This window comes from Okeania sp. SIO2C2 (assembly GCF_010692625.1).
GTDB classification, from domain to species: domain Bacteria; phylum Cyanobacteriota; class Cyanobacteriia; order Cyanobacteriales; family Microcoleaceae; genus Okeania; species Okeania hirsuta.
The window spans coordinates 83,563-95,651 of sequence record NZ_JAAHGM010000001.1 but is presented as its reverse complement, the minus strand read 5'-3'; the positions used below and the strand labels follow the sequence as shown (position 1 = coordinate 95,651).

Genomic DNA, 12,089 nt, shown 5'->3' with positions numbered 1-12,089 from the left:
AAGATTTTAGTTAATTATATATTAATTAGATATATCAATCTTATTTGAGTTGTGAGATATTGTAGATTTTTAGGGAATACCGGAGCTGGCAATGAGAAACACTGAAGCAATAAAATTATCACATCCGATTCGGTGATTGCTATATCTATAAAAGGCTAAAGTATATATTAGAAATCTCCGGCCATAAAAAATAAAATCAACTATTGCACAGAAATTATCAATTATTTTTTTCTACTCTGTAGTTGCATGTAACGTCCCTACGACCTACTCCCTATGGGTGGAGGAGATGTCTATTTGATTTATCCTATAATTTTATGACTCTCAATTAGATTTTTATTGATTTATCCTTAACTAATAAATATCTGAGATGTTAACAAAAATTTAGAGACAAAAAAAATGAAATTCACACCACCAATGACAATGATGGATTTTTTTCTCAAAAGTGAGGGAATATGGTTTTCTCAACGTACTGTTCATCATTTTGATTCTGTTCAAGATGAGTCAGGGAAATCTAATTTAATCGTCAAAGTTTTAACAAAAGATGACCCTAAAGTTTTGGAAGTTTGTGAACAACAAAATTTAAATCCAGCTTTAGCAACAGGTGGTGCAAGTTTTAACTGGCAAGATAATTTAGATGATGATGAACCTAATCCAAATTATGCTGCTATTTTAGTAGATATTCCTGATTCTCAAACAGGCTTAACTGGAAAATTTTTGCGTAATCGTGGTTATGTTGAAGGTATTCCTGTAGTGGGTAGATATCATTTTGCCACGGATGGAGTCTTGACAATTGACACAGAATATGAAAGAAACCAAGGACAAGAACGTTGTTGGTTTCTGACAGATGATTTTCGAGTCAGAGTTAGTACAGTGCGAATGATGAATGGTGTTAATTTGATGGCCTATTGCTCCGAACGTCGTTGTATTACTCGCAAACAATTAGAAGAAATGATTCAAAAAAATTCTGCTAGAATCTCATCCTAAACAATAGATTTGTTGCTAAATAGATTGAAAAAAACGCTCAAACTACGCCAAGAGTTTTGGCAATTTTTTACCATATCAATCCACAAGTCTAATATCGAATTAGGAAACATAAAACCGGGGTCATACTTTCTAATTTTTAATTTATTTCGGGATTTTTTACAAATTATTTAAAATTGCTATGGGGGGGTTTAATAAATGGTGTGAATTTTGATGAATTATTGCTCTGAGAGTCATTGTATTACTTATACAAATTGATAAATTTTTTCTACAAGTAGTTAGGATATTTCTTAGGAGTCAGTCCTCAGGAGTCGTATGGGAATGGCTTCAATACCAGTTTTGACCTAGAAAATTCTCTTTTCTGTCAAAGGACATCTCCTTTAAAGTATTTTAATCACGGTTATTATTCGTAACATTCTTTTTTGAAAATGGTATTACAAACAATTTAGAGGAAATGATTCAAAAAAATGCTGCTAGAGATAATTTCCAATAAAAAATTTCCCATAAAAAATTAACCAAAATCCCTGGTCTCTATTACATTTTTTTCTTGATTTCTTGCAAATTCCAGCCTGTTAATTTAGCGAGATTATCTGCCCACTGGTTTCTAAAACTGCGATAGTGGAATCCTGAAAGGTAAAAAGCACCATCAGCAGGCCGACGAATAACATAACGCCCCTGAAACAAAACAGGCGATGAACTAAAAATTTTACCCTCTTCTTTCGCTTGTAATAAGATATCTTGGTCACTGACTTCCCGGAATATCAAATCTTGGGGAAAATTTTGCTCATTGTAGCGGATATGCAGCCTAGTAACTGTATAGAAGTCTTCCAAACTCTCCTGCTTCAATAACTCTGGTAACCCTAAAAATTTGTATAAGGGTGGGGAAAGACACGGATCGCATTTCAGACTACGCCTAATTGGTAGTGGGCCAGCATATTCCAAAAATGCTGCATTTTGACCCGATCGCTCATATTCTTTCTGAAATAGGGATTGATAAAAGTTGCCAAAATCATCTCTAATAAATTCTGGCAACTCTTCTGTTGATATTTGATTAGACTTTGATTTAGCATCGGTTGGAATTAAAAGTGTGCGGTAGTTGGCAACTTCTGCAAATTTATTCGTGTCTCGTGAAAGGATATAAACAGTTAAATCTTGGTCAGCTACTGCATTTAGGGTTCCTAAACGAATAGGAAGCATAAATTGATCGGATTTATAATCTAATACGATGGGCCGTAAAAACCCATAGCCTTGTTTCTGAAAAGCTTCCAAGTTGACTTTAGTCACAAAAAACTTCATCCCTTGCTGGATATAGGATTGCAGCATAGGTTCAGCCTTGGCTGGGATTTTGTAACCATTGTTAACCAACCAATCTGTCAGACTGTTAGACTCAATAGCACTGAGAATAGCAATATCATATTCTCCAACAGTAAATTGGTCTTCTACAGTAACAACATTCAAAGCTTGCTCACCGCTAAATCCACCTTTGTTAGCTTGAGTTAAGAATAAAGAAGGTAAACTAACGGTAATCAGTAAACCGAGCAAGAAACATATAGTTAAAAATACTCCCCATCCCCAGTTGCGAATCAACCAGATGGATATGGAAATTACAGTAGTAATTCCCGCCAACCATAAATATAATGTATATTCTGCACTGCAAGGTTCATCAACATATTCCACCAGGCGAGGGGCAGTAAAGTTGTCCAGTGCTTGTATAACATCATTATTGCTAACTCGCACCTGTTCCCGTTTTGGGACAACTGGAATAGGAACAATCTGGGCAAACTCTTGGACATCTCCTTGATAATCATTCGCCATGAAAAAAACATTGCGCTTTCCATCGTCGGCAATGATATAGCAGAACAAGGAAGGAAGAAGGAAGAAGCAAGAAGGAAAAATCTTGCGTTATCTGAGTTTTAACCTTTTAATATGTCCTAATCTTTGCTTCGACTGCTATAACTTCAGAGGAAGAGTTGTAAAGTTGGCTATCTGCCTGGGCAACGAAAAAGCCACAAAATGCGCAAGCAGCAGGGGTGACAGTCAGAAAAATCAACAAGACGCACAACAAAACAAGGGGGTATTTGATCCATCGGTGGTTCATCGTTAACTCTCCAAAATTGCTCGAATACTAGAGTAAAAATCCAGGAGATTGCTTATTTGTCTTTTATATTAAATTTGGTTTAATTAGAAGCGTTATTGCTGAGAGAAGCAACAGGCAAAAGGCAACAAGAAGAACTAGAGAAAAATGTTAAAGTAGCACTTTAACAAGCGGATTTGGTATTAGTTAAATTATCTGGTTTATTAGGTGGGATATACTGGAGGGCTACGAAAAGCCAGCATCATAAATGTTTAATTTGATGCCTGGTAGTTTAAAGCTACTGACAACCAACTATCAAATAGTTCTTGATGACTAGCAACCCATTCTTCAGCGTGACGGCGAATATCTACAGGTTTATTCTCCCCATTTTTAACTTTTTCCTGTTGAAAATTAACATCCTCTAGAGGAATTTCAATCTGTTTAAATAAACTTTGAACAACTGGATTATCCTGCAAAAAATTCTTATTTGCTAATATCCCAACTCTATCGACTGGAACACCAAGATTTTTTCCATTAACTGAAGTATCTTCTACGGTGAAGTTTCCCTGAGTTTCTAATAAGGATGTAAAAGGAACACTCAACCATTCCACATCCTCCTCAACTTTTAAAATTGAAGCTAACCAATGAGGAGTCCAAGTAAAATAAAGAATTGGTTGACCTTCTCGATAACGGGTCAAAGCATCTATCATTAAAGAAGAATAATCTCCTTCAATCTGCTCAACAGTATCTTCAAGTCCGTAAACCTGTAAATGATGATTTATTATTCTTTCACACATCCAACCAGCAGTACAACCGATTAAATTAGCCTTACCATCACCATCTGAATCAAAAAGTTTAGCAATTTTTGGATCTTTAAGTTGTGATAAATCAGTAATATTATATTTCTCAGCGGTTTGTTTATCTATCTGATACCCCGCTTGACAATCAGAAGTCAGCGTTCCAACCCGTTCTAACTTATCTTCTCCACCATTCTTGTCAAAAAATTCTTTGTGCCCAACTTGCCAATGGACACCAGTAAAATCCACATCACCATTACTAACAGCAATGTGCATTGCCGGAACATTCAATTGTTTTGGTCCTTTCACCTGATAGCCTAATTTCTTCAGCCCAATATTCACAATTTCTGTAATAAATATACCGGATGTTTCCAGACCAGAAGTAGACCGGACAATAATTCCATTCCCTGGCAATGGTTGATTTTTTGAGTTTATAGTAGTTTGGGACATTAATTGCCAGCCAGTAACACCAACCAGCAAAGCAACCAAAATACTTATCCCTAGAGTTGTGCCTTTTTTTTTGGAAAAGCCACGAGACCGCCACCATCCAATTAAACCTCGCTCTTGCCAAGAAAGAACATTTCCCTGACTAATAGCTTGAGTGATACGGTCGAGCATCACCGCAATTAAAACAATACCCAAACCACCTACAGCAGCTAATCCAACATTTAAACGACCCAGACCTTGCAATACCATTTGTCCTAATCCCTCTACCCCAATCATTGAGGTGACAACTGACATTGATAAGGCTAATAAAATTGCTTGGTTTGTGCCAGCCAAAATGGTAGGTAAAGCTAAAGGAATTTGTACTTCTAATAAGACTTGTTGGGGAGTTGAGCCAAAAGCTAAGGCTGCTTCTACTGCTTCTGGAGAAACTTGCCTAATGCCCAGATTTGTCAGACGAATTAGAGGGGGGACTGCAAACACAAATGTGGCAATAATACCGGAAACTTCTCCAATTCCAAATAACATTACTACGGGTACTAGGTAGACGAAACTGGGAAGAGTTTGCATGGCATCTAGGAGGGGACGTAATATTTTGTTGAAGCGATCGCTAATGGCGCTAAGAATACCTAAAGGGATACCCACTAACATACAAAATATTACGGCTGTTAGAACTAGGGCCAGGGAAACCATTGCTGCTTCCCAAGCGCCACAAAAACCAATTATAGAAAGAGCGATGATGCTGTAGATGGCTATTTTTCTTCCTGCTATTTGCCAGACTAGCAGGGCAATAATTATGAGAAAAATCAAGGGGGGAATAGCTAGAAAACCAGATTTAATTATTTCCAGAGTATTTTTTATGGGTAAGCTGATGGTTTGAAATAGGGGACGAAAGTTGTCAACTAGAAAATTAACAGTATTGTTAACCCATTCGTCTAAGGGTAAAGTGTAAAACTGGAAAGGATTAAATATGTTGTCTAATCCTCCTTGAGTTGTGGTTATAAAGTAATTTGATATGGGAAATAATTTGAACACTATTTACTAACTCCTTTCCTGTTAGGTTTTATTAAAATCTTTAGGTAGCAGGGACTTACAGATATCTTCCTCCTAAAGTGGTTGATAAATAGTCTGTAGGAAGCTATTTAATTTATATTTATATTACTCTGGCTTGAAATTAATATTTTGGCATCAGTTCTCAAAACAGATGATTTTTTGAGGACTCAACGCTACATATATAAGACGTTACAGTTTTTCTTTACTAGATATAGTGTTTTTACCTGATTTTTCCATTTATTTTGGGTAATATTTTGGCATCAATGCTCAAAACAGATAATTTTTTGAGTCTTCAACGCTACATATATAAGACGTTATAGTTTTTGTTTACTAGATATAGTGTTTTTCCCTAATTTTTCAATTTACTTTGGATAGTATTGTGAAGTTCTCTCCCGTTAAATCAAAGATTATAACGGGAGCTTCTCAAACAAAGAAGTTTCTTGTTTCACAGGCCGATCAATATCTAAGCCTCCACAAGCAGACAAGATGATACCCACCTCGTTTAACGCTTTATTTAATATGTTAATTGCTGCATTTTCATCCCGATCTAAAACTACTTGACATTTAGGACAAGAATGAGTTCTAACTGACAAAGTTTTAGGTACTTTTTGACCACAATTACTACAATTTTGTGATGTATTGTGAGGATTAACTTTTATTATATGAACACCGCGTTTTACCGCCACTGCATTCAACTTTTCAATAAAAGCTCCCCAGGCTACATCATAAATTGATTTTGATAGTTTCGTGTTTTTGGCTAAACCTTTAATGTTAAGGTTTTCAACAGCAATTAACTCATATTCTTTAACTAATTTATGAGCAGTCTTATAGTGGAAATCTTCTCTTTGTCTGGCTATATGTTGATGTAGTCTAGCTATTCTATTCTGTGCCTTTTTCCAGTTATTTGACCCTATTTCTTTTCTAGATACTTTTTTTTGCTTTCTTGCTAAATTAGATTGAGATTTTCTATAGAATTTAGGTACAGAAACTGTCTCGCCAGTATTGGTAGTTAAGAACTCTTTTAAGCCTACATCAATACCTACACCTGTTTTGATATTATCTGTAGAAATCAAACTAGGAACTGACTTATCTTCTAAGCTAAAACTTACATAATAACCATCAGCTTTTTTGGTTATAGTTGCAGTTTTCATCGTAAACCCATCTGGTATTGGTCTATGAACTATGACTCTCATAGTACCAAACCTACTAATAATTATTTGTTTTCCATCAAATTTTATTGCTGCCTTGGGATGATTAACTCTACTGAAACAAAATGACTTTAAAAACCCTAATTTTTTAAATCTTGGCCTTCCTCCACGTTTACCCTTTTTGTCAGGTATTAGCCAACGTTTCCAAGCTTTATCTAGTCTTTGTAAATTAATTTGTTGAACTTCTGAATATATTTCTTTGTAGTCAGGAAATAACTTTTTTGTCTGTTTAAGTGCTGATTGCTGAAAATAATAATCTGGCCTACTAGAAATTTCACCAATAGGACATGAAATTAATGAACAACGGTCAATTTGACATCTGGTTCTATTTAACCAGTCTAAACGTTGACCTAGAGCATAATTCCAATGTCTTCGCAACAGTTCTAGCCAATAATCAATTTTGACTGACTGTTCAGGAGTGGGCTTAATTTTGTAGCAATGAGTAATTATCATAATTTTTATACTACTATTTAGCGCTAGATTTGAACAGCAATGGACACCTGTTTCATTCACTGTCGGCAATTCCCCTCCCGTTAAATCGCAGATTATAACGGGAGACCCCGAGACCGTATCTAGTTAGATAGTATTTTGGGATAATAAATATTTGGGTAAATACCAAATTTTGCTCTTAAATATTACAGATGCAAAACTACCCTTTCTTTTTCTTAAAGAGCTTTCAAGAAATTTGTTAAGGAGTAGTTGATGTTTCTTAAGTAATTTTTCATCTCAAACTTGTAACTACATCAGAAGCTTCTACCATACCCTTAAACTCTTTTTCTCCATCAACTACCGCCACAGGAAATCCTTGTTTGTAAAGGTGAAAAATATTTTCTAGATGAGCAGAAGCATCAATTATAGGAAAATCAGTTTCTATAATCGCCATAATATCTTCGTTTTCCTGTTTGAGACTCGTTTCTAGATGTTCTTTTTTCACCAAATCAATAGGTTTATTGTGTTTATCAACCACATATTCCTGCTTAAGACTCGTTTCTAAATGTTCTTTTTTGACCAAACCAATAGGTTTATTCTGTCCATCAACCACATACATAACTTGGAGATTATGGTCTAACATTTTTTTCAGCCCAGAACCAACAGAATCTTGACCAATCCTCAGAGAAACAGTTTTATTAATAATAGAACCTACCGTAATAAATTGGGCAGGATTTACCTCTTGGATAAAAGCAGTAATATAGTCATCTTTTGGTTGAGTGAGTAATTCTTCTGGTGTCCCCAATTGAACAATTGCCCCTGCCTTCATTACAGCAATACGATCGCCTAGTTTCAAAGCCTCTTGAATATCGTGACTAATAAACACAATAGTTTTGTGTAATTCTTTCTGGAGTCGCAATAATTCATCCTGCATCTCTCCTCTAGTCAATGGGTCAAGGGCACTAAAAGCTTCATCCATTAATAAAATTTCTGCATCAGTAGCCAAAGCACGGGCCAAACCCACTCGTTGCTGCATTCCCCCACTCAAAGAGGTTGGTTTATAATCTGCCCATTTAGCTAAACCCACAACTTCTAAAGTTTCTAGTGCTTTCTGGCGACGATTAATTCGTTCAACTCCCCGCACTTTTAGTCCATACTCTACATTTTCAACAACTGTTTTATGAGGAAACAACCCAAAGCGTTGAAACACCATTGAAACTTTATTCAGTCGTATTTCTCGCATTCGTGTCTCATCAGCATGAGCAACATCTTCATCATCAATATAAATATGTCCGCTAGTAGGATGAATCAAACGATTAATACATCGAGCCAGGGTAGATTTTCCTGAACCCGATAACCCCATTAATACAAATATTTCCCCTTGATTAATCTCAAGAGATATATCGGCCAATCCTAATACATTCCCTGTAGATTGCAGTATATAATCTCTTGTCTTACCTTCCCGAAACAACTTAAGAGCAGCAAGATGTTTTTTGCCATAAATTTTAATTAGATTTTTTATAATTATTTTGGGTGGCATATTTTTATGTAATTATTGATTCTAAGTTAATGGAAATTAATTAGTTAGGGTTTGCTGAAAAAGTCTTTTTTTCAGAGGAGAATCCAGAATCCAGAATCCAGAATCCAGAATCCAGAATCCAGAATCCAGAATCCAGAATCCAGAATCCAGAATCCAGAATCCAGAATCCAGAATCCAGGAGGAATGATCATCATAGAAGAGGTAGCCAGAACAATCTTCCCAAGATTGTTCTACCCCTCTAAATGCCCAAAATCCTAGATTTTTGAACTGGAATTACCTAAAAGCTGCTACTCCCTTATATCATGTTCGGATAAACACTAACTATAAAGTCATTGCGACGGTAACAGCGTGGAAGGAAGCAATCTCAGGGGTTTGAGATATCTCTTCCATCTATATCCTAATCATAACTATTCAACCGAACATGATATTAGTACCTGCAAAGGCTGCAACATTTGCCAGTAAAAATTTTGAGATTTAATCAGCAAGTCCTAGTTATATTGTAGTACTTTCCAAAGATTTTGTAGGTATAGCGCTGTGCGCAGGCAACAGCTCATCTGGGGAAATAAAAAACCGATAATATAAGATTTTAGCTATTGGACAGTTCTTTTCATTAATTGATAATTGATAATGGATAATTGATAATTACCTCTGGTTACAACCGAGAGGATTGAATATAAGGAAATATTATTTCTTCTCTTGGTCGATGGTCAGACAGCAAGGAGACCTCGCCATCCCTCGACCGCTTTTTTCCCCTTAAAAGGGGAGGCTTTAAACCAGAATTATTTAATTATTAATTAGTTAATTATTCGGTAACTTGTAATTTGTAAATATGGCAGCGCACAGCGCTATATTTAATATCAGATATATTTTTTGATATAGCAAGGAACGAGTTGGTGTTTGACTTATGTTGATGATAAACCGTAAGACAGATAAATACTTTTTCTACTGTTCCCTGTTCCCTATTCCCTATTCCCTGCTATACCTTGTTTTTCAATTTCAAATATAGTGTTTTTATTTGAGATGTCAATATAAATTGATTGATGTTTTTTTGATCAAAAACCACCCTGATTGATTACCTTATATCCTTGTGTTTGCTGCTATTTAATACAGTTTATCCTCCTTTACTATTACCGAAAAATCGTGGTCTAAAGCCTCCCCTTTTAAGGAGATAAAAAAAAATAATTCCGTACTTCAAGCCTCTTGCTTTCCTAGGTCATGCTGCGCAAACAGCTAGAGGTACTGATCACTGATAACTGATAACTGAAATGACCTTTTTCATAGCACTTAGTTTCCAAATCCCAGATAAAAACGCTAGCTTAAAAAGTCAGAAAATGCAAAATTTTTCCTTCTCCCCTAGATAACTAATCGCCTAAATAACTAAAACATTCTTCCTTCTGCTATACCTGATAGTTATCAAAAATTATGTATGTATGCGACTTAGGTTCTCTCCGCTCTTCCTTATAGAATATTAAATATTTAATCTCTATATTAATTAGCAATTAGCGGAGAGTATTTGTCGCTTGGGAAATAAATAATTACCTTCTTATCCCTGATTTGTTCTTGATTTTCCCAACTAAAAATTTCAAATTTAGGAATCTATCAGAAGAATCAAATTTGTTGAATTTTATCTAGAAAAAGTACGATTTTGCCATCTATTAAGGAAGTGATTTTCTGCAATCATAGATGTAGTTTGTAACTCAGAAATTTGCTTTCTTGAAACCTTTACTGTCTCTACTTGATCGTGAAATTCTTGTTGCAATTTAGTCAGTTTATTGTGGTAATCTGCAATTATTTCTTTTTGCAATTCTGACTGTTTTTCTAAGGCTTCATAATTTTCTTTTGATACCATTGAAGCAACTATAGATTCAAGATATTGCAACTTATTTAGTTGTTCCTGTAACTGGTGCTGCAAAGCTTCATAATTTTCTTTTGACACCATTAAATCAGTCTGTTCTTCAAAACTTTGCAGCTTATTTTGTTGTTCTTCTGACTGATTTTGCAAGGTCTCATAAGCTTCTCTAGAAACCATTGTGGTAATTTGTGCTTCTAGATTTCGCAACTTATCTTGTTGTTCTTCTGACTGGTTTTGCAAGGTCTCATAACTTTCCCGCAATACCATTGAAGCTATCTGAGATTCTAGTTTTTGAAGTTTAGTTTGCTGTTCCTGTGACTCTTGCTCAAGATTCTCATAAACTTCCTTTGAGACCATGGAGGCAATCTGAGATTCTAGTTGCTCAACTTGAGCAATCTGCTCCTGTGATTTGTCTTGCAAAGAATCATATACTTCCCTAGATATCATCAAAGCAACTTGCTCTTTTAATTGAGCTATTTGCTCCTGTGACTCCTGCTCAAGATTCTCATAAACTTCCTTTGAGACCATGGAGGTGATCTGAGATTCTAGTTGCTCAAGTTGAGCAATCTGCTCCTGTGATTTGTCTTGCAAAGAATCATATACTTCCCTAGATATCATCAAAGCAACTTGCTCTTTTAATTGAGCCATTTGCTCTTGTGATTCTTGCTGAAGATTCTCATAAACTTCCTTTGAGACCATGGAGGCAATCTGAGATTCTAGTTGCTCAACTTGAGCAATCTGCTCCTGTGATTTGTCTTGCAAAGAATCATATACTTCCCTAGATACCATCGAAGCAATTTGCTCTTCTAGTTGTTTTAGTTGAGCTTTTTGTCCTTGAGATTCTTGCTGGAGAGTGTGATAACTTTCCTGAGATACCATCAAAGCAACTTGCTCCTCTAGTTGCTTGAGTTGAGCAAGTTGTCCTTGAGACTCTGCAATCGCTTTTTTACCTTCTTCTAATTGCTTCTGTAAAGTTTCATAACTTTCTCTTGACACCATAGCACTCATTTGTTCTTCCAAATGTTTAACCTGTGTCATCTGAGATGCCAACTCTTGTTGTAAAGCTTGATAACTTTCCGATAACTGATTTTGTGTTTCTACAGACTCAACTAATGGTTCTGGGACTGTTACTATATCCAATTTCTCATCAGATACTTCATTTGTCTTCAGAGCATTATCTACCGTCTCCGATTGATTTTCCAGATTTGCTTGGAACTGTGCCGCCTCTCTCAAAATTGCAAGGTCCCCTCTAGCAATGCGCTCAATTAACTCAGACCTAGATAAACCAAGTCCAGTTGCTATCTCCTTGAGCCTCTCAGCGCTAGTGGGGGTCAGAGACACGCCGACTTTAACCTTGCTTTCTGAATATGAGGTGGCACCACTACGTTTTTTTGCCATTATAAATCTCCTTGGCCACCATAATGTTTCTAGTATACCGTTTAATGGTATTCCTTAATTAATTATGGTATTCCCTTAAAGAAGGCAGAAGGCAGAAAAGACTGAGCAGAAGGAAAAATTGCTTATGGATAGTCAACGAAAGGATAAAAAGCGGTCGATCTTCAGAGCTTCCCGTAGGATGGGATGACTCCGAAACCTACGCTATATCTATGAGACCAAGAGAAAAGAAGATTCCGTATTTTCGTCGCCTCCTTATTACAGAAGGTACTGAAGTCCGCAGTTCCGACCTTATGACCTACATTCCGCGCGACAA

The 12,089-nt window shown here is 36.0% G+C and carries 6 protein-coding genes; 1 reads left to right on the top strand and 5 read right to left on the bottom strand.

The window, feature by feature from the left end; genetic code table 11:
* Positions 1-396: 396 nt before the first annotated feature.
* Complete coding sequence (locus tag F6K18_RS00410; RefSeq protein ID WP_124144600.1) at positions 397-984, top strand: phycobiliprotein lyase; 588 nt, start codon at positions 397-399, stop codon at positions 982-984.
* 531 nt (positions 985-1,515) lie between these two features.
* On the opposite strand, the gene F6K18_RS00405 is transcribed toward F6K18_RS00410, so the two are convergent.
* From F6K18_RS00405 to F6K18_RS00385, 5 genes are all read right to left on the bottom strand, one after another.
* Positions 1,516-2,844, bottom strand: a complete 1,329-nt coding sequence (locus F6K18_RS00405; RefSeq protein WP_287517603.1) for a DUF2330 domain-containing protein — start codon at positions 2,842-2,844, stop codon at positions 1,516-1,518.
* Positions 2,845-3,327: 483 nt separating this feature from the next.
* On the bottom strand, positions 3,328-5,331 hold the full coding sequence (proX, locus tag F6K18_RS00400; RefSeq protein ID WP_287517600.1) for a glycine betaine/L-proline ABC transporter substrate-binding protein ProX: 2,004 nt from the start codon (positions 5,329-5,331) through the stop codon (positions 3,328-3,330).
* A 425-nt stretch (positions 5,332-5,756) separates the two neighbouring features.
* Positions 5,757-7,010 (bottom strand): transposase, encoded by a 1,254-nt coding sequence (locus F6K18_RS00395; RefSeq protein ID WP_287517598.1) that lies wholly within the window; start codon positions 7,008-7,010, stop codon positions 5,757-5,759.
* Positions 7,011-7,278: 268 nt separating this feature from the next.
* Complete coding sequence (locus F6K18_RS00390) at positions 7,279-8,526, bottom strand: glycine betaine/L-proline ABC transporter ATP-binding protein (protein ID WP_287517595.1); 1,248 nt, start codon at positions 8,524-8,526, stop codon at positions 7,279-7,281.
* Positions 8,527-10,150: 1,624 nt separating this feature from the next.
* Complete coding sequence (locus F6K18_RS00385) at positions 10,151-11,776, bottom strand: ribbon-helix-helix protein, CopG family (protein ID WP_287517593.1); 1,626 nt, start codon at positions 11,774-11,776, stop codon at positions 10,151-10,153.
* Positions 11,777-12,089 lie beyond the last annotated feature (313 nt).

Bases quoted from the DNA above. Each gene is read 5' to 3' on its own strand.
- F6K18_RS00385 (WP_287517593.1), bottom strand. From the start codon at position 11,776: ATGGCAAAAAAACGTAGTGGTGCCACCTCATATTCAGAAAGCAAGGTT.
- F6K18_RS00410 (WP_124144600.1), top strand. From the start codon at position 397: ATGAAATTCACACCACCAATGACAATGATGGATTTTTTTCTCAAAAGT.
- F6K18_RS00390 (WP_287517595.1), bottom strand. From the start codon at position 8,526: ATGCCACCCAAAATAATTATAAAAAATCTAATTAAAATTTATGGCAAA.
- F6K18_RS00395 (WP_287517598.1), bottom strand. From the start codon at position 7,010: ATGATAATTACTCATTGCTACAAAATTAAGCCCACTCCTGAACAGTCA.